Below are 22,460 nucleotides of genomic sequence, written 5' to 3' on the forward strand. Positions count from 1 at the left end.
GCCGGGAAGGCTCTTTTTTTTCATGACTCAAACGCTTCTGCAGCAAGCTTTTGAATCACCGCGTCATCCATTGGCGGGTTGTGGAGACCGGCGCGCGCATCACGGTAATAGCGCTGAAGCGGGCTGGTTCGTTCGAGGCTTTTGGCGCCGACAATTCTCATCGCTTTATCGACAACAGACAGCGCAGCGTTTGTGACGATATGTTTCGCCGCACCGAGCTCGCTTCTCAAATGAGGGCGGCGCTCTGGATCGTCATACAATTGGGCAATATGGAAAAGAAAATGTCTGGCAGTAGTCAGTTCAAGCTCCATTTCGCCTGTTCTTTGCTGGACGGCCGGAACATCCTTGATCGGCCCCTTCAAACTGTTTGGAGAATACTCGGCTGCAAATTGCACCGCATAGTCTCGTGCTGCTTGAGCAATGCCAAGATAAATCGCCGGTATGTGAAGAAGCCATCCATTCGGTTTTGCCCCTCGAGGACCTTGAAGCACTTCCACCAGTTTCTCCTCATCAAGCATGACCTCATTCAGTACTAGGTCATGGCTCCCAGTCGCCCGCATCGCCATCATATCCCACGTTTCTTCAATCGACAATCCCGGATCATCCTTATGAATGAGAAACACACCTGTTGTTTGTTTTTCTTCAATCCATGCCGTCACTAAAAAGTAATCCAGTGCTTGCGACATCGTCGTAAACGTTTTTCTTCCGTTCACTGCCCATTTGCCTTCCTTTTTGACAGCGTTTGTACCAGGACGCCCTCCTCTTGTCGGGCTGCCGGTATTCGCTTCTGTGGCCGCCCTATTGATGACGGCTCCATTTTGGACTTCCTTTGCAATAAACGCAAACACGCCCTTATCCCAGCTATTTCCCTCGCCGAGCTCGCCGATTACGCTCAAATGCCAGCCGATGCTAAGCGCTGCGGGAGCGTCTCCCCGTGCCAGCCGTTCTTGAAACAGGAGCATATCGTAAACAGAAATGCCCCCTCCTCCATAAGACACCGGCAATGTTAAGGCTGTATATCCAGCATCACGCAGTTTCTGTATTTTTTCTACAGGAAAACGTCCCTGTTCGTCATCTTCAGCGGCCGTTTGCTGAAACTCATCCGCAATCCGTCCGATTTTCTCCATCCATCGCCGCTGTTGCTCGTTCTGTATAAATAATGACATCCGGCAGCCCCCCAACGTTTTAATTCCGATAAATTTAATATGTATTATAGATTTCCTGCCATTATTCCGCAACTGTTAACCCTTTTGGCCGGTATAGAAAAACACGCCGTTCCCCGAGGGAACAGCGCGTTTAGACAGGATTTGCATCCCGGTCTTGTTTCATGCCGAGATAGATCAGCATATATGTCAGGTAACCCATTGTCATCACCAGCCCGCCAAAGAAAAAGCTCGAGAAAATCGGCTCTTCAAAAACGGTTACTGCCGCAAGCACAATCCAGCTTGCATACAGATAGATGATAAAATAACGGATGCCCGTCTTCATTTTATATATCATGTACAGCCCCGCGAGAGAAAATAATCCAAGCGCGAGTCTGAAATAAACTAGATGTTCAAATTGAAACATGAATGACACAAATGAGAATCCAAGCAGCAATACAATCGGTAACGCGGTAATAAAGTTCCTCAATCGAGACACCTCCGTCAGTACCTTTAGTATAAACCAAACGATCAATTGATATTGATTTACGTGAGTTTTTTCACAAAAATGTCATTCCTTGCCTTTACACCCGAACATCACGTTTGCAGAAGCACCACCAGCTAACGGCGATGAAAAATATGGCATGTATCAGGATGATCCCCGCTGAAAACAATGGTGTCATGCCTGAAAACAAGGCGGTTTGTCCGTTGCTGTATTGGGTGAAGTCAGTGTTCGCAAAAAGCAAAAAGCTTCCCCATTTGTTTTCAAACAGCTTCATGAGCTGGACAAGTGTACTCGCTCCATATAAAACGACAAAAGAAACGACAACGGCTACCGCACTGTTGCGGAACAGCGAAGAACAAAGCAGCCCGAATAAGCCCATCATGACGGCTTCAAGCCAGTTTGACCCAATCAGCCCCAAGGTGTTGACTAGCAATGTCTTTGATTCGGCGGTCACGGATGTGCCAAAAAAGATAAGACCGAACAATAACGCCAAAATGTAGTATGTCAAATACAAATAAAAGCTGACCATCACGACTGTGATTAATTTTGACCAAAACACCTTTTGGCGTTTAACCGGACGAATAAGCAGGAATTTGATCGTCTTTTTATCAAACTCCATCGAAACAATTGTGGCTGCGATCACGATCGTTAACGCCTGCAGCAAGATGTTCAGGCTCGGTGTATACGAAAAATAGCCGATGAAGTTTTCATCTGTTCCCGCACTTGTCACAATCCGTTTAATGATCAAAGCCATGAAAAATTGAAAGACCGCCATCAGGATAAGAGATACCAATGTGACCTTCCGATTAAAAAGTTTCATATGTTCATTCCAAATTAATTTAGACAAGCTCTTCTCCCTCCTCTTGATGAGCAGTTGTCGCTTTCATGAATTCGTCCTCTAGTGATTGCGTGTAAGGCATAATAGAAAATATATGTAAGTCTTGTCCGACAAGTGCGCGGTTCAGCTCCGGAATGTTTTCTTTTGCTACCTCAACAACAATCGCCCCGTCTTGCCGCTCAGCTTGATATTGATTGCTTGTCAGCCAATTGAACGCTTTTTCTTCCGGCTGCACTTCAATGATCGCTTTTTCTGTTGGTTGGCCTGCTCCATGTAAGCTGACTTCCGCTTTGATCTCACCTTTTTGAATGATGATGACCCGGTCGCACAAATCTTCAACCTCACGCAATAAATGGGTGGCGAATAAGACTGCTGTTCCTTCCTGTTCCGCGAGCTCTTTAATATGATCGCGAAAATCCTTCATGCCCGCGGGATCGAGACCGTTTGTCGGCTCATCTAAAATAAGAAGCTTCGGCCGGTGAAGAATCGCCTGCGCGATGCCGAGGCGCTGGCGCATGCCAAGGGAATAGGTCTTGACCTTATCATGAATCGCTGACGTCAGCCCGACACGTTCCACCACTTCATCAAGGCGTTCATCCGCTATTTTTTTGTGCATATTCGCAAAGTGCTTCAGGTTTTCCCAGCCTGTCAAATATGGATAGAACTCAGGGTTTTCAACGATCGCCCCCACTGCTTCCATCGCTTGTTCAAACTCTGTGTCATGCTGGAATCCGCTGATTGTCACACTTCCGCTGTTTTGTTTTAACAGCCCGACGATGATGCGGATGAGCGTTGTTTTTCCGGAACCATTCGGACCGAGCAGGCCGATGATTTCCCCCTCCATGACGTCCATGCTGATCTGTTTTAAAATTGGTTTAGACCCAATCGTTTTATCGAGGTCTTTAATATGTAAAATCGGCTCAGCCATAAAGCCTTCCTCCTTTTTCGGCAAAAAATAAACAGTGCCCAAAAATGAGGCACTGTTTGTATTATAGCATTTGTTCCTTCCAAATGTTTGGTTAGACCGATAGAGTCGACGTTTGCTCTGGCTGTTTGTTCTTCTCTGTTTCTGTCACAATGACAGCGCAGGCCGCGTCTCCTGTTGTATTTACCACTGTACGAAGCATATCAAGCAGGCGGTCAATTCCAAGGATCAATCCGATTCCCTCGACAGGCAGACCGACAGATTGAAGCACCATAGCGAGCATAATCAAGCCGACTCCCGGCACACCCGCAGTTCCGATACTTGCTAACACAGCCGTCAGTACGACCATCACCAGCTGCGTGAGTGTCAGATCATGCCCGAATACCTGCGCAATGAAGACGGTGGCTACCCCTTGCATGATCGCTGTTCCGTCCATATTAATTGTAGCGCCCAGCGGCTGGACGAAGCTGCTGATCGGCTCAGGCACTTTTAACTTTCTCTGCGCCACACCCATGGAAACCGGCAGAGTCGCACTGCTGCTGGATGTACTGAACGCGACGACCATAACCTCTGAGAAATCTTTGAAAAACGTAATCGGATTTCTTTTGGCGATAAGCGCTACCGTAGATCCGTACGTAACGACTGCATGTATTAACAATGCAATGGTTACCACTAACATGTACAAGCCCATCGCTTTCATTGCACTGAATCCTTGGCTTCCCACGGCTGTCGCAATCAAACCGAATGTGCCATACGGAGCAAACTTCATGACCAGATTGACAAGGTACATCATTAATTCATTTCCTTGCTCAACAACTTTGAGAAGCATATCCGCTTTTTTGCCCAGCATAGTAATCCCAAGCCCGACAAAGATGGCAAACGCAATAATCTGCAGCATATTTCCTTCCGTCATCGCTTGAACAGGATTGGTCGGAATGATGTTTAACAGAGTGTCCGCAATACTTGGGGCTTTTTCAGCAGTGAATTCGGCAGATGATGTATCATATGTTCCGAACTCTCCCGGTTTGATGACAAGGGCTAAAACGATGGCAATGGTAATCGCCACTGCAGTCGTGACGAGAAAATAAGAAATCGCCTTTACACCGATTCTGCCAAGCTTCTTAGGATCGCCCAGTCCGGCTACTCCCAGTGTCAGTGAGAAAAAGACAATCGGAACGACAAGCATTTTAATAAGGTTTAAAAAGATCGTGCCCAGCGGCCCGAATACAAACTTATTTAAATTTTCGAATAATTCAGGTGATGTTAGGTTAAGAATAATTCCCGTCACCGCACCCAGCACCAATGCAATGATGATCTTTGTAGCCAGTTTCATTAGCTTTCCTCCCTTTTTGAAAAAAGCCCACGAGAGACTCCCGTGGGCTTTGGCTGTAACATCAAACCACAGGACTCTCTCTTCACGCTGATGAGGTTAGCTGACGGGTTCGGACGAAGAGATGTCCGTTTTTCTGATGAAAAATTAACCCCAAAAGATCGGGTCCCCCACTCCTTGGTTAAAGGATTAAGCGTGTGGCTTACTATTGTATGATAATTTATTTATACAGAAAAGAACCAATTTTGTAAACTATTTTTTGTTACTTTCCTCTTGGAATCTTTTGGGCCCTTCTTCCTTATTGGTCACACCAAGAATATCAAGGAGAAATACAAAGATCGGAATCCCGATGATTAAACCCCAAATGCCGAAAAAGTGCTCAGAGAAAATGAGGACGATAAAAGTGAAAAAGATCGGCAGCTCTGTTTTCGCAGACATCAGCTTCGGGTTTAAGAAATAGGTTTCGATCGCATGTATGGCGAATATGACAAGCACAATGTAGATCACAAACATTCCGCCGCCTGTGCTGTAAGCGATAATACTGAGAGGAATCAAAGAAATGACGACGCCTGCCACAGGAATCAACCCAAGGAAAAACACCATGATAGAAAGCCCAAACAGCTGCGGGAAATGCATAATCCAAAGCGCGATCAATGTCAGAATACAGTTGACGAGCGCAATGATAAATTGAGCCTCAAGCACCTTGCCGAACGTTCTAGCAAATTTGCTTCCGAAAAAAGCAATTTCTTCATAAAAGACTGACAATTTGCTTGTTTTAAATTTCTCCATGAATTCCGAGAGCCGTTTTTTCTCGAATAAGAAAAACATGCTGAGAACGAGCGCCATTACGATCTGCAAGCCGAATGTGCTGATATCTGCCAGATACGTATACACCACATTGAAACCTTCTTTGACATATGAACTGATATTAATGTCTCCGAAAACACTTGTGATCTCGTCAAAGAAAGGGATGGTGTCCGGGTGATACGCGATATGTTTAATCTGCTTAGCCAGCTGCTGAATCTGCGCCGCGACGATCGGATAAAAAACAAATCCCCCAACTGTAAGCAGAACAGCCAGCAACACGTAAAGAAATGTAATGACAACCCGCTGGCTTACCCGGAAGAACCGGCTTACGAACCGCCGTACCACAAACTCCAAGCGATCCATTAGAAACGTGAAAATGAAGGTAAGCAATATTAAGTTGATCATGCTCTTAAATAGATATAACACACCAGTTAACACGACAAAGACGGAGAAACGCCTTACTCCCGGGTGCTGAAAAAATTTAACTAAAGCGGCCATTTATACACCCCTGTTAGGACAAACGTCCTTAATTCAATATAGTATCCATCTGTAAATTATATAACAAAAAAATGCTGAGGTCTCTGTCATTACCTTAATAATTCTTAAACAATGTAAAAAAACGGCCCGTTTGATGGGCCGTTCTTTTTCAGACTGCTGTTTTCATGTTTTTCATGCCTTCAACAGCCTCTATGCTTTTTGCTTCATCGAATTCATTTTCACTTTTTGCAACAATGATCGTGGCGATTCCGTTTCCGATCAGGTTCACAATCGCTCTTCCTTCACTCATGAAACGGTCAACCCCGAGCAGAAGCGCAAGGCCCTCCAGCGGAATAACCTGAAGCGCTGACAATGTTGAGGCAAGAACGATAAATCCGCTTCCCGTCACACCGGCCGCTCCCTTAGATGTCAGCATCAAAACGAGGATGATTGTAACTTGCTGGCCGATGCTGAGGTCGACTCCAAATACTTGTGCAAGAAAAACCGTCGCCATTGATAAATAAATGGATGTGCCGTCAAGGTTGAACGAGTAGCCCGTCGGAATGACAAGCCCGACTACGGATTTCGAACAGCCGTAACGCTCCATTTTATCCATCATACGCGGAAGCACTGACTCTGAAGAACTAGTGCCAAGCACGATCAGAAGTTCATCTTTAATGAAGCGCAGGTAATTCCACAGGCTGAATCCGTAAAGCTTGCAGATGATATTTAACACAACAAACACGAACAGAAACATCGTAATATAAACAGACATCATTAAGCTTGCCAGAGGCTTGATGGAATCGAGCCCGAAGTGCCCGATCGTATACGCCATCGCCCCGAATGCCCCGATTGGCGCGGCACGCATGATATAGCCGATGATTTTGAAAAAGACGTGAGAAATCTTATCAAAGAAATCAATGACGCTTTTCCCTTTTTCACCTAAAGCCGCAAGACCAACTCCGAAAAGAATAGAAAAGAATAAGACCTGCAAAATGTCCCCTTTTGCGAAGGCATCAACCATGTTGGACGGAACAATGTGTGTAACAAATTCAATCCAGTCGATTCCCTGACCGCCATCCTGCGTGTATTGTGATATATCGCCCTTTTCAAGCTTGCTGTAATCAAGACCCGCTCCCGGCTTCAGAAAATTAACGACAAACAAACCGATCATGAGTGCGAGAGTTGTGACAACCTCGAAATAAATAAACGCTTTTCCCCCTACCTTTCCAACCTTCTTCATATCGCCCATTTTTGCAATCCCGAGAACGATAGTGAAGAAAATGATTGGAGCGATCACCATTTTAACAGCATTGATAAATGTATCGCCAAGCGGTTTCATTTCTTTGCCGACATCAGGCCAGACGAGCCCGACAATGACCCCGATGATGACCGCGGTTATGACCTGAACTGTTAAATTTTTAAACAGTTTCATATTCTGCATCCCCCTGTCCTATTCACCTTTATGTCTTTCTTACTAGAATGATAGCGTTTTCATACAAGGTGGGGAAGTTTATGATCATAACGGACATTTTGGTCTTTTTGGTCTCAGATTTATCCTTTAAACACGTAGCGGTTGACGGGCCGGCCGACTCCGCCGTATTGAACGTCCAGCTTAATGGTTCCGTTTTTTTCTAGATAATCAAGGTATCGTCTGGCTGTCACTCTGGCGATGCCGAGCGCCTTGGCGACCTCTTCTGCCGAAAGAGATGCGGTTTGCCGCTTCAAAAAAGCAGTGACTTCATTCATCGTAAAATGATTCAATCCTTTCGGCAGATCCTGTACGGCCTGCTGCGGGATATTCAGGATCGCATCGAGCTGTTCCTGAGACAGCGTATCGTGCGCATCTATTTTTTGTTTATATTGCTTGTACTTTTCAAGCGCCTGTCTCATTCGCTCAAGCTTAAATGGTTTTAAGATATAGTCAGTTGCGCCATTTTGCAGCATAAGGGAGATCGTTTCTTTGTCCTTTGCAGCGGAAACGACAATGATATCCACTTCAAGCTTTTGCTTTCTGATCTCCTGCAGCGTTTTGATTCCGTCTTTTTTCGGCATGTACACATCGAGAATGACGAGGTCGGGCTGTTTTTCTTTTATCAGCTTGATGCCTTCTTCTCCGTTTCCCGCTGTTGCGCAGACCGTAAAACCTTTGACAGTTGTGATGAAATCCTTATTTACCTCTTGAACCATCGGATCATCTTCAATGAGCAGAACCTTCCATTCTTTATGAGCCATGCTGTGCTTCCTCCCCCTTCATTGGAAAAACGATAGAAAATGCTGTTCCCTGCCCTGCGTGTGAATCCACTTCTACCGTGCCCGATCCTTTGTCTATTATTTGTTTGACTAGATACAAGCCATAGCCTGTGCCGCCTGTTTTATTGACCGTAAATCCTTTGTCGTAAAGGCGCGGCATATGTGCCGGTTCTATCCCGCAGCCGTTATCTTCTATTAAGATGGCCAAGATATCATCCGTTTGTTCGATGCTGACATCAATCCGTTTCTCATCAGATTGAACGGTTTCAAATGAACCAAAGGCGTTTTCAATCAGGTTGCCGAGAAGCACGACGATATCATGCTGATCAACATGCTCGGGAAATTGCCGAAGGCTGCTGTTTTCATCAATATGAACAGCAATGCCAAGCTCCCTTCCTCTTCTGATTTTACTTAATAGCAGGCCTGCCGCAGCGTCATTTTGAATCGAGCGATGCAGAAATTCAGACACATTTTCCTGCTCAGTTGACGCCCGGAATGCAAGCTGCATGGCTTTTTCAGATTTCCCCAGCTGGATGAGGCCGGCAATCGTGTGCAGCTTATTCATATGCTCATGGTTTTGGACGCGGAGCGCCTCTACAAAGTTTTTGACGCCAGTCAACTCCTCTGCCATCTTAGCCGCTTCCGTTCTGTCCTGAAAAATCGCGACGGCGCCGATGACTTTTTTCTTCATGACAATCGGAATTCTGCTGCTCATGATCACCTTTCCGCTGACGCGAATTTCTTCATTATAAACCGCTTTGTTCCGCTCCACGATTTCGGGCAGGCGTGAATCCTTGAGAACCTCCCAGATTACCTTCCCGACCAGATCCCCCTGCACCTCAAAGATCTGTTTCGCTTTTTCATTGAAAATCGTAATAATGAGCCGGTTGTCAATGGCAATCACGCCTTCGTTCATGGAATGAAACGTCGCTGTCCGTTCTTCATACATTCGGACAATCTCATGTGGCTCAAGCTGAAACATTTGTTTTTTGATATGGCGGGCCAGCAGAAAGGAACCCGCAAGGCCGAAGCCGAGTGTCAATAAAACGATGAATGCGATATCGTGTTTTAACTGAAGCAATATGTCAGTGATCCCCGGCAGTGTTTTCCCGACAAGCACCACGCCGATCTGGTTCAGATCATGATCCTTCACCGGATAAAATGCGCGGACTGCCGTGCCGATCTCGCCCTTTGCTTCTGAGAAATAAATATGCTCCGCAAACGCCGCCTCCTCATCTGCACCCTCTGATTTCTTGCCGATGCTTGTGCTGACAGGATGTGTGTAGCGAATGTGATTCATATCCATAACGACAATATAGTCTGCTTCATTAATCATTCTGATCTCTTCGACTGCATGGCGAACAGCTTCTGTCTGTTTTTTTCGCGTCAATGCCTCTTTCACTTCCGTCATCTCCGACACCGTCCGGGCCGTATTCATCAGCCGCTTTTTCAGCTCCCGCTCCTCTGTATGCTGGATATTGCCGATGAGCACAATGCCACCGATCAAAAAGGAGAAAATGACGAGGATATAGGATAAAATCGTGATTTTCCAACGGATTGAGAGCTTCTTTTTGTTCATCAGCTTCTCCTTTCAGGTCTTTACGAATGGCATGGCCCCCATTATTCTTAAAATATAGGGGAGGGCTTGTCATGAAAAGTTTGCTTGCATGTCTCGGACTGATGATCGCCGGAATTGCAACCGCTTTTTTTATCGGATTCCATGATCGTTCCGGTGGTGAAGAGATCGTTTATGATGACGATCAGGAAGGCTTACAGGATCAAATTGTGTTTACATTCAGCCATGTGGTTGCCGAAAATACGCCGAAAGGGCTGGCCGCCAATAAATTCGCCGAGCTGGTAAATAAAAAGTCAGGCGGGAAAATGAAAATTGAAGTGTTTCCAAACGGAAGCCTATATTCAGACATTGAAGAAATTGAAGCATTGCAAAACGGCGATGTTCAATTTATCGCCCCCTCCACATCGAAGCTCGGCATGCTCTCGCCTGAATGGGGGGTGCTGGATCTGCCGTATGCATTTACAGATTACGATGCCGTCAAAAAAGGGCTGCACGGCAGCATCGGCACACAGCTGTTTGATTCCCTAAAGAAAAATCAATTAAAAGGCCTCGCCTATTGGACAAACGGTTTTAAACAAATTACGACAAATCAAGGGCCGGTCAAAACCCCGGATGATTTAAAAGGGCAGGATCTCCGCATTATGCAAAGCGATGTGATAGAGGATCAGTTCAAGCTGCTTGGCGCAACACCTCATCAGGAATCCTTCAATTCTACCTTTCAGCTGCTAGAAAACAATGTAGTTGATAGTGAAGAAAATACGATCTCAAACATCTATTCTAAAAAATTTTATAATGTTCAGGACTATTTGACAATAAGCAGCCACGGTTATCTCGGCTATGCCGTCATGACGGATGAGCACTTCTGGAACGCGCAAACGCCGGAAACAAGGCGTATTTTGACTGAAGCGATGAAGGAAACGACAGAGTGGAATGAAATGCATGCCGAACAAATGAACAAAGAGCAGCTGGAAGAAATCAAAAAGAAATCTGATATACAGATCTACGAGCTGTCAGACAACGAGAAGAAAAAATGGATAAAGCGCCTTGATCCTGTTTATCAGCAGTACGAGCCTATCTTCGGCCGGAAGCTGATTCAGGAGCTTTTAGAGCTGCGAGGAGATTCGTAGTCCCAAACTCGATACGCTGTTTTTCGTTTATCTTTCAATTGACCGGAAATATAGAAAGAGAAAACGAAAAAAGGAGATGGGAACATGTTTAAGCATACGAAAATGCTGCAGCATCCTGCTAAACCAGATCGTCCAGATCCAGTATTCGCGAAAAAATTGCAAGAAATCCTAGGCGGGCAATTCGGAGAGATCTCTGTTGCCATGCAGTACTTATTTCAAGGCTGGAATACAAGAGGAAATGAAAAATACAAGGATTTGCTGATGGATACGGCAACTGAGGAACTCGGGCATGTTGAAATGATCGCTACGATGATCGCCAGACTTCTTGAGGATGCCCCGCTTGACCAAAAGGAAAAAGCCGCTGAAGATCCGGTCATCGGCTCCATTTTGGGCGGCATGAACCCTCACCACGCAATTGTTTCAGGACTTGGCGCCATGCCGGAAAACAGTACAGGCGTCCCTTGGAGCGGCGGCTATATCGTAGCAAGCGGAAACCTGCTCGCAGACTTCCGTGCCAATCTGAATGCGGAATCACAAGGACGTCTGCAGGTCGCACGCCTGTTTGAAATGACGGATGACAAAGGCGTGAAAGATATGCTTAGCTTCCTGCTGGCGCGTGACACGATGCACCAAAATCAATGGCTCGCCGCCATTAAAGAATTAGAAGCACAGGAAGGCCCGATAGTGCCGGGGACATTCCCGAAAGCACTCGAAAAACAAGAGTTCTCACATCAGCTTATCAATTTCTCTGAAGGCGAAGAAAGCGCCCAGCAAAATTGGCTGAACGAAAAAGCGCCGGATGGAGAAGCCTTTGAATATGTGAAAGAAGCGAAAGCGTTTGGAGAAAAACCAGAGTTAAAACCAGCACCGCCTTTTGTTCATGATACACTTCCCGGACGCGAGTAAAGACGCAAGCCCAAAACGTGATGTTTTGGGCTTTCATTATGCCCTCAGAACCGTCCAGCCCAGTTCGTACCGGATGTCAGGATTATGTAACAGGTCGTGAAGGGCCGGTTCATCCTCTTCGCACAGCTCTACTTCTATCGAATGAATTACAGTCTTCTGTTCATTAGCTTCGTATATGCTGTCATGTTCGTTCTCCATAAAAGCTTCATAAACTTCTCTGTTCTCCCAAACGCTGATGATTTCTGCGGTGAACAGCCCATCTGCTGTTTTCCGCCAGCCGCCGGCCTGTTTGATGAAGCCATTTACATGTGACAGTGCTCCCCACTGTGACTGCGCTTTTGCAAATGCTTCAGCGTTTGCCGCGTCTACTTTACATACAATCTTTTTGATTAGCATGATAAATCTTCCTCAGGGATACATGTAAGAGATGCACGCAACTTGAGGCAGTAGCGAGCTGGTTTTGCATCTCACACAGTAGCGAAAAGCTCCTTTTTTTACTCATTGTATCGGAACAACGGAATACATCAAGAATTTCCCACAACAAAAAGCGATCCAGCTGATGCGCCGGATCGCTTTTTATCTACAGGTTGTCTGCCTTTATGCTTTTGGTTAGTCGTTGTTGCGGGCATTTCCGCCTTTTGAGCCAATCTCTTGGTAGAATTCTTTATCGTGATTTTTGCTTGTTGCCTCTCCGCCTTTACGGCCGATTTCTTGATAGAATTCTTTGTCATGATTTTCGCTAGTGGCTTCTCCGCCTTTTTCGCCGATTTCTTGATAGAACTCTTTGTCATGGTTTCGGCTAGTGGCTTCTCCGCCTTTTTCGCCGATTTCTTGATAGAATTCTTTGTCATGGTTTTCGCTAGTGGCTTCTCCGCCTTTTTGACCAATCTCTTGATAGAATTCTTTATCATGGTTTTTGCTTGTTGTTTCTCCGCCTTTTCTACCTGCTTCTTCTCTGCTCATTTTGTTATCGTCTGCCATTTTGAATTCCTCCTTTAATTGGTGTTGGTTGTTGTATTCCCGCTATCGATTCTTTTAAACAAACAAAACACATTGGGTGTGTTTCCACTAAAAAAAGCAGGCGGAGCTCGATGTCCGTCTGCTTTCTTCTATTCCATCTCCCGTTCTGTTTCTTTCAGCCGCTCAAGAACGCGCCGCTTTTTATACAGCATCATGCCTGTTTCGGTAATATCATTTAATGTTGAGCGGTTGGCTGCCGCGCCAAAGATCATTCCCGCGACCGGGACCAGTTGAAAAAGCTTTTTCCACCCAAACGTGTCGCGATAGCCTAAAACGACTTCACGCCAGCCTTGGATTTGAGAAGCGACATTCTTATATGTACGATCTTCATCATAGTCTTTTAATTCTTGCAGGATTGATTCTTTGCCGACAACATCAGCCGATGTCAGCTGTAAGCATTTTACGATGAAGACCCGCTCTTTTTTCTCCTTTGGGTCATAGCCGTAAGCAACCGCGATATCCTGCAACGTTTTTAACGACAGGCCAAGCACGGCCGGAATGTCCGCCGCCAGCGTAAACACGCCGCCCACACCCGTTGTCGCGCCTTGTACGGTTGCGGCGTTGATTCTGTTTTTGCCCATTCCTTCCGCAACGTCATCCATGACAGGCAGAGGCGCTTTTCGCACGTCCTCCAGTGATTCGAAGGTTTCCTCCGGCATTTTCTTTTGAAACATCTTCATAATTTGTTTTTCCGATGTCAGATACTGCCCTCCTGTTTGAACGAAGGTGCCGACCTCATCCAAAAGCTTGCCAATCTTTTTCTGAATGAATTCCGGCGTCAGCTTGTCCAGCAGCTGAAACGGGAGACGGCCGAGTTTTTCCCAAAACCAGACTTTTTGCTGATCTTTTTCCCATTTCTCTATTTCTTTTAATTGCTGGTGTAAGTCTTCTTTTCGTTCTGCTGTCACCCAACCCGCACTTCCCTTCCGTTTTTCTCCTATATAGTATACCTTCATTTTCTCGGATACGTTTTTATTTTTCATCTGCGGGTACCATTTTTATAAAAGGAAAAGGAGTGATGGACATGCCTTGGTCGATGAAGGATTATCCCGCTTCATTCAAAAATCTCGAGAAGCCGGTGAAGAAAAAAGCGATTGACATTGCGAATGCGATGATTGATGAGGGCTATGAGGACGGACGCGCGATTCCAATAGCGACTAGCAAAGCGAAGGAATGGGCGGAAAACGCCTCTAAAGAGGAAATTGATGATTTCCTCAAGCATGATGACGTGACAGAACGCGATGAAGATTCAAGCAGCGGCAACGGCCATGAGCTTATGGATAAAGCTGAGCATGTCATCAAGCATAAAAACGGCTGGGCGGTCAAAGCCGAAGATGCCAAACGTGTGTCTGAGGTCAAGGATACAAAGGAAGAAGCGGTTGAACGGGCAAAGGAGATCGCTGCGCATAAAGGCACTGAAGTGGTTGTTCATTTAGCTGACGGCAGCGTGCAGAGAAAGATCAAAACAGGAACCTAATGCAATATGCTATTCGGTGTTTCGAGTGTAGCGTGAGAGGTTATTGATTGATAAATCTTTTATGAGAGGTGAGCATCATGCTTAGCTTTTTGGTTTCATTAGTTGTTGCTATTCTAATTGGATTAATCGGAAGCGCTATTGTGGGGAATCGGATGCCGGGAGGAATTTTCGGATCTATGATTGCCGGGATGGCCGGCGCTTGGATCGGACATGGACTCTTTGGCACTTGGGGACCCAGCCTCGGCGGCTTTGCCATTATCCCGGCGATTATCGGGGCCGCCATTCTGGTATTCTTGCTGAGCCTCGTGTTCCGCGGGCTGCGTAAGGAAGCTTAGTCTCATTTCATACAGGAGGCATCGTTTCGTACTGAAACGATGTCTTTTTATATGGGACATTATCCGAATTCCTACATATCATGTGACATAACAGGGAAAAATTCAGGAATGTACTTTGAACATTTTCGGTTGACAAGAAACCGGGATGGTCATATGATGTAGATAAAATAATTTGCCTTAAGGAAACTCTTTGTTGTTCGGCAAAAACAATCAGAATTCAGGTGAGACATGATGAACAAGGACATCACAGCACAATCTCCCCGTTCCAAAGCAGTCCAAGAGGCGCTTGACGGGAAAACCAGAGGGTTCAGAGGGCTGCTCCCTTTTCTGGGCCCTGCATTTATAGCAGCCATCGCCTATATTGATCCCGGCAACTTCGCAACGAATATATCAGCGGGTTCTAAATACGGATATATGCTGCTATGGGTGATTTTATTTTCTAATATTATGGCGCTTTTAATTCAATCACTCTCCGCCAAACTCGGCATCGCGACAGGCAAAAACCTGCCCGAAGTTGCCCGTGAAGAATTCCCGAAGCCTGTCTCCATCGGATTATGGATTCAGGGCGAGCTCGTCATTATCGCAACAGATCTGGCCGAATTTATCGGAGCGGCTCTGGGACTGTATTTGCTGTTCGGCATCCCGATGCTTGAAGCGTCTATTATAGCGGCGATCGGCTCTTTCGCGATATTGGAGCTTCAGCGCCGCGGATATCGTTCTCTTGAAGCTGGCATTACCGGCATGCTGTTTGTGGTGGTAATCGCCTTTGCGCTGCAGACCTTTTTCGCAAAGCCTGATGCCGTGTCAGTGATGAAGGGCCTTTTTGTCCCGGCGTTTCAAGGCACTGACAGTGTGCTTCTCGCAGCGGGTATTCTCGGTGCAACCGTTATGCCGCACGCCATTTATTTACACTCAGCCCTTACACAGCGGCGGGTTGTAGGCAAAACTGATACTGAACGGAAAAAAATCTTCAGATTTGAATTTATTGATATTTTAATAGCGATGCTGATCGCGGGTGCGATTAATGCGAGCATGCTGATTGTGGCTGCCGCGTTATTCTTCAAAAACGGGCTGTTTGTCGAGGATCTCGATGTCGCGTTTCAGCAATTCGGACATCTTGTCAGCCCGGTGTCAGCCGTTTTATTCGGAATCGGACTGCTCGTTGCCGGACTATCCAGTTCTTCAGTCGGCACACTTTCAGGCGACGTGATTATGCAAGGTTTTATCAACTACCGCATTCCGCTGTATGTGCGGCGTTTTATCACGATCATTCCGCCGATCTTGATTATCGCGTCAGGGGTCAATCCGACAACCGCTCTCGTCATGAGCCAGGTCGTTCTGTCCTTCGGAATTGCCTTCGCCTTAATCCCGCTTATTATGTTTACAAGCAATAAACGGATTATGGGAGCCTTAATCAACGCCAAATGGGTCACAGTGGTGTCTTGGCTGATCGCTGTATTGATCGTCGCGTTGAATGTATTTTTAATTGTTGATACGTTTCGTTAAAAAAACCGGCTGCTAAAGCCGGTTTTTTATGATTCGAAAAGCTCATTGATACCCTTTTTGCCAGAAATTTGTTATGATAGAAGAAAAAAATCGGAGTCTTGATGATGTCATTATTTATTCTGTTTTATTTGTGGATTGTACCTATTGTAATCGGCATTTTATGTTCTGCTGTTGCCTATAAATCCAAGGGAAAAATGAGAGTCGCGCCCGGCATTGCCATGATCGTGCTCAGTATCATTTCCTTGATCACCGCGTTTACGGCCGGACACACGAATTTCCACGTGTTTATTGGCGGCATGTTTTTATTCGGCACCTTTCTGGTCGGTTCTGCTTTTCCTTTCTTTTTTGGGCTTAAGAAGAAAGAGAACTAAACTCATAGAGACATGAACGTTGTAAGATGTGATAAAAATAAACATATGAAACACACAAGGACAAATGCGCTGATCTTTTTGTTTTGAAAGAAGATGCATTTGTCCTTTTGTCCGTTTTGAGCATGGCGAACATCGTGACACGCTGCATAGATCATTCCTACAGACCCTAATAAATACACCGCTGCTTTTATGGATTCAAACATGCTTTCCTCCTTTGATTTCATATACTGCTATGATAACGCACAGTCCATTTTTTTCCAACACCTGAAAAACAGGGGTCTGAATAGGCCCCTGTTTTGCTAGAATAACCGCTTTAAACTTTTCTTCAATGGCGGCATGTCGATTTTTTGGTTTTCGAAGAAATTTTTCAGCATATATTTGCTGAAGCCTTTTGCCTGCCCGTAGGTGATTTTGCCGGGCAGCGGCGGCTCGTTTCCAATCATGACGTCTACGACGACCGGCTGATCTGCGTGCAGCGCCTCATGGAAAGCAGGCGCAAGCTCTTCCGCCCTGGTCACCTTGATGCCCTTTGCTCCGCAGCTTTCTGCAAATGCGGCGTAGTCGACATTTTGAAGCTTTGTGACATAGTCAATATTGCCTTTGACCTGCTGCTCGTACTCGATCATGCCGAGATTTTCATTGTTTAAAATGACGACGGTAACCGGTAGCTTGTATTTGACGGCGGTCGGGAGATCCTGCATGACCATGGAAAAGCCCCCGTCACCGCAGACAGCAATCGCCTGGCGCTCCGGTTCCGACAAGCTTGACGCGATTGCTCCCGGCAGGCCGCAGCCCATTGTCGCAAGCCAGCTGGAAACGATGAAATCCTGGTTTGCTTTCATTTTGAAATGACGCGCCATCCAAACTGTTACAGTGCCGACATCTACAGAGAGCACTGCATCATCGGCTGCCGCTTCCTCAAGACGCGCCACGACCTGCTGGGGTTTAAGCGGGGTTTCCGCCTCTGTCTCATCTTTTTCAATTTCGTTCCACCAATGCTGCATATGTTCAGTACATGCTTCCAGAAACCTTCTATCTTCCTTCCGTTCAATATACTCCGTCAATTCACGCAGGCCGAGAGCTGAATCGCACACCAGTCCCGCTGTCACCGGATAGCGTTTTCCGATTTTCGCCGGATCTGAATCAAGCTGGATCGCCGGCGTGTCATCAGGCAAATAATCGCGATACGGGAATGAGGTCCCGAGCATGATTAACAAATCGCATTCCTCCATGGCCTCGTAAGCCGGCTTTGTGCCGATCTGTCCAAGGTTGCCGAGAAAATGCGGGTGCTTATCGGGTACAACGCCTTTTGCCGGGAGCGTGACAACGATCGGGGCCGCGGCTTTGTCCGCAAACTCCAGCAGCTCCCGTTTCGCCTTTTTCATTCCCTGCCCCGCTAAGATAATCGGTTTTTTGGCGTTATTTATATATTGCGCGCAAGTGACGAGCTGTTCTTTTTTCGGTTCAAGATTCCCTTCAATATACACTGGTGAAGTGTACACGGGCTCGCGTTTGATTTTCTCCGCAAACAAATCATCAGAGACGCTCAATACCGCAACGCCTTTTTTGCTGTAGGCGGCGCGAATGGCCTGATTCAAGAGATCCGGCAGTGATTCCGCGCTATGTACCTCTCTGTTGAATACCGCCACATCCTCAAACATTTGCTCAAGCTTGATCTCCTGAAAATAATCACGTCCGACTTCGCCTGATGAGACCTGTCCTGCGATCGCCAGCACAGGGGCGCCGTCCGCTTTCGCATCATATAAACCATTTAGTAAGTGCACCGCCCCCGGCCCTGCGATCGACAGGCAGACACCGATTTTGCCGGTGAGTTTTGCCTCAGCCGCGGCCGCCAGTGCAGCCACCTCTTCATGGCGGGTTTGAATGAATTTCAATTGGTTTCTTTCTTGTCTTAATTCTTCGATAAACTCATTGATACTGTCTCCGGGGATGCCGTAAACATGATCAACTCCCCATTGTTCAAGGAGTTCTGTCATTGCTTGTCCTGCAGTTTTGTGTGCCATGCCGTATCCTCCTTTTTCCTTTTTTCAATACCACAGGAGAAATGCTTTAAAACCCGGAGACCTGAATCACTTGCCCAATCTTCTTTTCAACAGATCAATCGCCACAAGCACGCCCCTGTCCTTGAGGGGGATAGCTGTATCCAGAGCGCCATTCGTGAAATCTTTAATTTGCCTTTTTCGGTTCGGCACCATAAAAAACGGCAAACGCTGCGGAGAAAACCACCTTACTTCCGCTGTCTCTGTCCCGTGTGCTATCGCTTGTCCGCCTGTTATGCGCCCGGCAAACACATGCTGTTCATCTTGAAACTTCGGCCTTTGATAGACACCTACTTTGGCAGAAAGCGCTGCGTTGTAGCCCGTTTCCTCCAATACCTCCCGGACTGCCGCTTCCTCAGCGGTTTCACCGGGATCAGCCCTGCCGCCCGGCAAATCCCATAAAGGAACGTCGTTTCGTTTTACCAGCAAAATCTGCTGTTTTTCATTCGATATAATGACAAATGAACCTTGCGTTTGCATTGCCAACTCTCCTTTTCCCCGCAAAAAAAGACCAAGGTCATTTCCCCTTGATCTAGTCGCCTTGCTTTTTTAAATGATACGGAAGCGCGGCCATCATTATGTCCTTTATCTTGAACAGCCGGACTCCTATAAAGAAGGCCGCTTGCTGTAAAGGGTGGTATGCCTGCCCGTTTTTTCAATCATCTCGTTAGAACAAGCGGCCAAGACATAGTTGCAGCCCGTAACGTTTCGTTACTGTTCCAGCGATGATGCGCCGTCGGCCGGCATTGTGCCGTGAACATACGGAGGCGCCGGCTTGAGCACTGGTTTTTGCCCCATAGCCTCAGGCTCCCCAACATATTCAAAATTCCCTTTTCCATCCATACTAGTCCCTGAAGCCCAGCGCCCGCTTTGGCTTTCAGTTCCTTTAGAGCAGTCCATGAATGAATAGGAAACTTCTTGTTTTTCATACTCACGGTTAAATGTACTTGGGACGACCACGCCTTCACGTTCCTCCAATTCTTGGATGGCCGCCAGCCATTGATTTTGATGCATGGTGTCCCTCGCGATCAAGAAGGACAGCATGTCCCTCACACCTTTATCATCTGTCATTTCATACAGGCGGACAGCTTGCAGCCTGCCTTGTGATTCAGCATTAAGGTTTGCACGGAAGTCGGCAAGCAAATTTCCGCTTGCAATGGTATATCGGGCTGTCCAAGGGTATCCTACACTATCATCCGGCTTAGCCCCCAGGCCTCCTACGATGGCATGCTGGGGATTCATTCCTCCCATTACAGCTCCAATGACAGGATCTTTCGCCATTTGCTCTTGTTCTTCGATTGGCGCTTTATCGAGCAGCTGGGCAATCATCGTTGCCAGCATTTCCACATGGGCAATTTCCTCTGTGCCGATATCAAGAAGCATGTCACGGTATTTTTGATCAGCTCTGCAGTTCCAGCCTTGAAATAAATACTGCATCATGACAGAGATTTCACCGAACTGCCCGCCTAATATTTCTTGCAATTTTTTCGCGTAAACGGGGTCTGGCCGGTCAGGTTTGGCATTATATTGTAACTCTTTCACATGGAAAAACATCTATATCCCTCCTATTCATCTTTACGCTTTAGGATGGCGCTATTTTCTGTTTTCATGTATAAGCCCTAAAAAAATACAACACTCTGTATGAGTGTTGTATCCAAATGAATGACTATTCGGGACATCATTCTTCATGTGCTATCCCCTGTCTGTCTTTCTTTTTCTGCGTCGTACGGCAATCCAAATGAACACTGCCGCAATCACCATAATGAGTGCCAGCACACCAATATACAGCCATTTCTGGCCATTCACTTGTGATGGCTGTTCTTCACTGGCACTGTTTGCTTCTGATTTGAGCTGCTGGTGGTTGGTAAACACCTGCTGGCTTGTTGTTTCATTGACGACGGTTGCCGAGTCATCAGTGCTGTTGAGATAGTTGATGACCTCTTTCGTGACGGCCGCGCCTTTACCTTTTGACGGCGCAAAGACTGCCATTGTGTAGCCCGAATCCCAAAGAGATGCTTGGGTAAATGCCACTTGTTTCGTTGTCTCATTCAGCATCTCAAAGCCGGATACATCAAACGAGCCGTTCTTCACTTGCGGCACAAGCAGTTCTGAAGATTTCTCCTTCAGAAGAGAAAATTGATTGATGCTTCCGATGAAAATAAGATTCCGTCCTTTTGTGTCATTCGCTGTTACGTCGGATGATTTCTTCACCGAATATGAATGGTGCGCTTCGCTGCCAAAGGACTCTGTTATGAGAGAAAGCTCCTCTAGCTTCGATTGGCTTACAGCGTCAGGAATCACGATCAGCGCTGCCTTGTCCTGATTTCCGGCGTAAGGAAGCGGCCATTTTTGAAAATCCGCTGACGGAGACATGTCTTTGACGGTGTAAGACAATGTACTGCTTTTATCGATAAAGACCCACTTTTCTTCATCAGTGCTGTTGCAAGGATTGTTTTCCTTTAGCCCAGTTGTGACGAACTGAATATCAATATAGCGGTTTTTTTGCAGCAGCTTAGGATCTACTTTTACCATGGCATGATAAAATCCGTTTTTATCTTCTTTTCCTATATCATCAAGCCGGACTGAGTGCGGCTGGCCGTTGATCATGATCTTCAGCTCTGCCGCCTGGGAAGCGGATTCGTTTTCGGCTGTGGAAGCTTGAATCGTTTCGGATTTTTTCAGCTTAAGCGATAGCCTCGCTGATTGGTTTTCATCTAAAACCGCCGATGCGGGATAAAAATAATGTGCCGAAGATGTTTTGTCAGCCCCAATTGTGATGTCATCCGCTCCAAAATTCTTGAGGGTCAGCTTATTGCTTTCTTTTTTTTCAGCCTGTTTTAGCTTGCTGATTGAGAGTGTATCGCCGCTGAGCTGGCCTGTGTAAGTCTGATCCGTCATGACACTGATTTTTTCAGTGAGTACGTCGTCAGATGCCGCCTGTGCAAAAAGGACCGGCTGCTCCTTAGCCTCTGCTTTTAACACCCGCTCCGCAAGCAGGAGTTTTTCTCCTTTTGCCTGTAGGCCGGCTTGTTTCATCAGCTTTTTCACCTTTCCGTTCCAATGCTTGTCCACTCCGATGAAAATCGTCGGCTTGTCGATTTTCTTCAGTTCGGATTCCGTGACATACGAAATGGTGACACTGCTGTCCGCCGTTTTCAAATAGCCTTCTGTTTTTACTGCTGCTTCAATTTCCGCCGAACTTGGGTCATCCGGGATGACGATCGCTGTTTCTTCCGCTGTATTTCCCGATTGGGCGAAAGGATAAGGATAATGGTCAAGCGTAGTTCCCTTTGCTTCACTGCTGTCCGCCAGCGTCAGGCGGCTGTCCGGATAAATTTTGATCCAGTTGCCGGACGTATCCTGTCTGACGCAGACGCCCTCTTTCATCACACCGTAAAATGTCAGCGAAACGTTGTGATAGCCTTGGGCAGATTGGCTTTTGTTCAGGTTCAGCTTCAATGTCTTCCGTTTTGAATCACCATTAAGTTTTACCGTTTTGACCGGTTCATCGTCAATGACAGCCGTTAACGATGATGGAGAGATTAAAAGATTTGAAGCCTCGTATTCAATCACCAATTGCTGATTGCCGGAAGAGGCGCCTGCCGGAATCTGATACGTCAGCTCCGCGCTGTCTTTTGCTCCGTACAGTGTCATCAAATCGCTTGTCAGCACCTGCTGTTTGGCTTGTTCTTGGCTGCTTTTCCCGAGAAGCGAACCGCTGACCTGCACCTCTTTGGCTAAAGCCGCTTGTCCGGTCATCGCCAGAAGCATGAAGCTTGTGAGAAAAATCATGATTTGTTTCAAA

At 46.5% G+C, this 22,460-nt stretch carries 22 protein-coding genes and 1 riboswitch; of the genes, 6 read left to right on the forward strand and 16 right to left on the reverse strand.

Annotated features, from left to right (window positions below; genetic code table 11):
* Positions 1–20: 20 nt before the first annotated feature.
* From BV11031_RS16040 to dctS, 9 genes are all read right to left on the reverse strand, one after another.
* On the reverse strand, positions 21–1,166 hold the full coding sequence (locus tag BV11031_RS16040) for an acyl-CoA dehydrogenase family protein (protein ID WP_010331263.1): 1,146 nt from the start codon (positions 1,164–1,166) through the stop codon (positions 21–23).
* Between the two features lie 130 nt (positions 1,167–1,296).
* Positions 1,297–1,632: a hypothetical protein gene (locus BV11031_RS16045; protein WP_010331264.1), complete on the reverse strand. Its 336-nt coding sequence runs from the start codon at positions 1,630–1,632 to the stop codon at positions 1,297–1,299.
* A gap of 94 nt (positions 1,633–1,726) precedes the next feature.
* Positions 1,727–2,494 (reverse strand): DUF2705 family protein, encoded by a 768-nt coding sequence (locus BV11031_RS16050; RefSeq protein ID WP_010331265.1) that lies wholly within the window; start codon positions 2,492–2,494, stop codon positions 1,727–1,729.
* Positions 2,487–3,413: an ABC transporter ATP-binding protein gene (locus BV11031_RS16055; protein WP_010331266.1), complete on the reverse strand. Its 927-nt coding sequence runs from the start codon at positions 3,411–3,413 to the stop codon at positions 2,487–2,489. Before BV11031_RS16055 ends, BV11031_RS16050 begins: the two co-directional genes overlap by 8 nt.
* A 91-nt stretch (positions 3,414–3,504) precedes the next feature.
* A complete protein-coding gene (locus tag BV11031_RS16060) occupies positions 3,505–4,743 on the reverse strand; it encodes a dicarboxylate/amino acid:cation symporter (RefSeq protein WP_010331267.1) in 1,239 nt (412 codons plus the stop codon).
* Positions 4,744–4,814: 71 nt separating this feature from the next.
* Positions 4,815–4,946, reverse strand: a riboswitch (cyclic di-AMP (ydaO/yuaA leader).
* 46 nt (positions 4,947–4,992) lie between these two features.
* Positions 4,993–6,045, reverse strand: coding sequence for an AI-2E family transporter (locus BV11031_RS16065; RefSeq protein ID WP_010331268.1), 1,053 nt, complete (start codon positions 6,043–6,045; stop codon positions 4,993–4,995).
* A 148-nt stretch (positions 6,046–6,193) separates the two neighbouring features.
* Entirely contained in the window at positions 6,194–7,459 is a 1,266-nt protein-coding gene (gene dctP, locus BV11031_RS16070) for a C4-dicarboxylate transporter DctP (protein WP_010331269.1), read from the reverse strand.
* 119 nt (positions 7,460–7,578) lie between these two features.
* Complete coding sequence (gene dctR, locus BV11031_RS16075; protein WP_010331270.1) at positions 7,579–8,259, reverse strand: two-component system response regulator DctR; 681 nt, start codon at positions 8,257–8,259, stop codon at positions 7,579–7,581.
* A complete protein-coding gene (dctS, locus tag BV11031_RS16080; protein ID WP_010331271.1) occupies positions 8,249–9,856 on the reverse strand; it encodes a two-component system sensor histidine kinase DctS in 1,608 nt (535 codons plus the stop codon). Before dctS ends, dctR begins: the two co-directional genes overlap by 11 nt.
* Before the next feature lie 71 nt (positions 9,857–9,927).
* On the opposite strand from dctS, the gene BV11031_RS16085 reads away from it, so the two are divergent.
* Entirely contained in the window at positions 9,928–10,980 is a 1,053-nt protein-coding gene (locus tag BV11031_RS16085) for a TRAP transporter substrate-binding protein (RefSeq protein WP_010331272.1), read from the forward strand.
* 84 nt (positions 10,981–11,064) lie between these two features.
* Positions 11,065–11,886 carry a manganese catalase gene (locus tag BV11031_RS16090; protein WP_010331273.1) on the forward strand — a complete coding sequence of 274 codons (822 nt, stop codon included), beginning with the start codon at positions 11,065–11,067 and terminating at the stop codon, positions 11,884–11,886.
* A 36-nt stretch (positions 11,887–11,922) separates the two neighbouring features.
* Here the strand turns inward: BV11031_RS16090 and BV11031_RS16095 are convergent, their stop codons facing one another.
* From BV11031_RS16095 to BV11031_RS16105, 3 genes are all read right to left on the reverse strand, one after another.
* Positions 11,923–12,282, reverse strand: a complete 360-nt coding sequence (locus BV11031_RS16095) for a YdbC family protein (protein WP_010331274.1) — start codon at positions 12,280–12,282, stop codon at positions 11,923–11,925.
* Positions 12,283–12,495: 213 nt separating this feature from the next.
* Positions 12,496–12,867 carry a glucose starvation-inducible protein GsiB gene (gene gsiB / locus BV11031_RS16100; RefSeq protein WP_010331275.1) on the reverse strand — a complete coding sequence of 124 codons (372 nt, stop codon included), beginning with the start codon at positions 12,865–12,867 and terminating at the stop codon, positions 12,496–12,498.
* A 128-nt stretch (positions 12,868–12,995) separates the two neighbouring features.
* Positions 12,996–13,814, reverse strand: coding sequence for an EcsC family protein (locus tag BV11031_RS16105; RefSeq protein WP_026014581.1), 819 nt, complete (start codon positions 13,812–13,814; stop codon positions 12,996–12,998).
* Positions 13,815–13,930: 116 nt separating this feature from the next.
* Here BV11031_RS16105 and BV11031_RS16110 point away from each other — a divergent pair, with 116 nt between their 5' ends.
* The 4 genes from BV11031_RS16110 (at position 13,931) to BV11031_RS16125 (ending at position 16,595) form a co-directional block, all read left to right on the forward strand.
* On the forward strand, positions 13,931–14,383 hold the full coding sequence (locus BV11031_RS16110) for a DUF2188 domain-containing protein (RefSeq protein ID WP_010331277.1): 453 nt from the start codon (positions 13,931–13,933) through the stop codon (positions 14,381–14,383).
* 77 nt (positions 14,384–14,460) lie between these two features.
* Entirely contained in the window at positions 14,461–14,718 is a 258-nt protein-coding gene (locus BV11031_RS16115) for a GlsB/YeaQ/YmgE family stress response membrane protein (protein WP_010331278.1), read from the forward strand.
* Between the two features lie 228 nt (positions 14,719–14,946).
* A complete protein-coding gene (locus tag BV11031_RS16120) occupies positions 14,947–16,224 on the forward strand; it encodes an Nramp family divalent metal transporter (RefSeq protein ID WP_039075807.1) in 1,278 nt (425 codons plus the stop codon).
* 104 nt (positions 16,225–16,328) lie between these two features.
* The gene (locus tag BV11031_RS16125; protein ID WP_010331281.1) at positions 16,329–16,595 is read left to right on the forward strand and encodes a hypothetical protein; all 267 of its coding nucleotides are present in this window, start codon (positions 16,329–16,331) and stop codon (positions 16,593–16,595) included.
* Between the two features lie 299 nt (positions 16,596–16,894).
* Here the strand turns inward: BV11031_RS16125 and BV11031_RS16135 are convergent, their stop codons facing one another.
* The 4 genes from BV11031_RS16135 to BV11031_RS16150 form a co-directional block, all read right to left on the reverse strand.
* A complete protein-coding gene (locus tag BV11031_RS16135) occupies positions 16,895–18,619 on the reverse strand; it encodes a pyruvate oxidase (RefSeq protein WP_010331283.1) in 1,725 nt (574 codons plus the stop codon).
* A 66-nt stretch (positions 18,620–18,685) separates the two neighbouring features.
* Positions 18,686–19,135 (reverse strand): NUDIX hydrolase, encoded by a 450-nt coding sequence (locus tag BV11031_RS16140; protein ID WP_010331284.1) that lies wholly within the window; start codon positions 19,133–19,135, stop codon positions 18,686–18,688.
* Positions 19,136–19,366: 231 nt separating this feature from the next.
* A complete protein-coding gene (locus BV11031_RS16145; RefSeq protein ID WP_010331285.1) occupies positions 19,367–20,209 on the reverse strand; it encodes a manganese catalase in 843 nt (280 codons plus the stop codon).
* Between the two features lie 138 nt (positions 20,210–20,347).
* Positions 20,348–22,459 carry a cellulose biosynthesis cyclic di-GMP-binding regulatory protein BcsB gene (locus BV11031_RS16150; RefSeq protein WP_026014582.1) on the reverse strand — a complete coding sequence of 704 codons (2,112 nt, stop codon included), beginning with the start codon at positions 22,457–22,459 and terminating at the stop codon, positions 20,348–20,350.
* Position 22,460: the final 1 nt, after the last annotated feature.

Origin of the sequence: Bacillus vallismortis, from assembly GCF_004116955.1 — a bacterium.
Taxonomy (GTDB): domain Bacteria; phylum Bacillota; class Bacilli; order Bacillales; family Bacillaceae; genus Bacillus; species Bacillus vallismortis.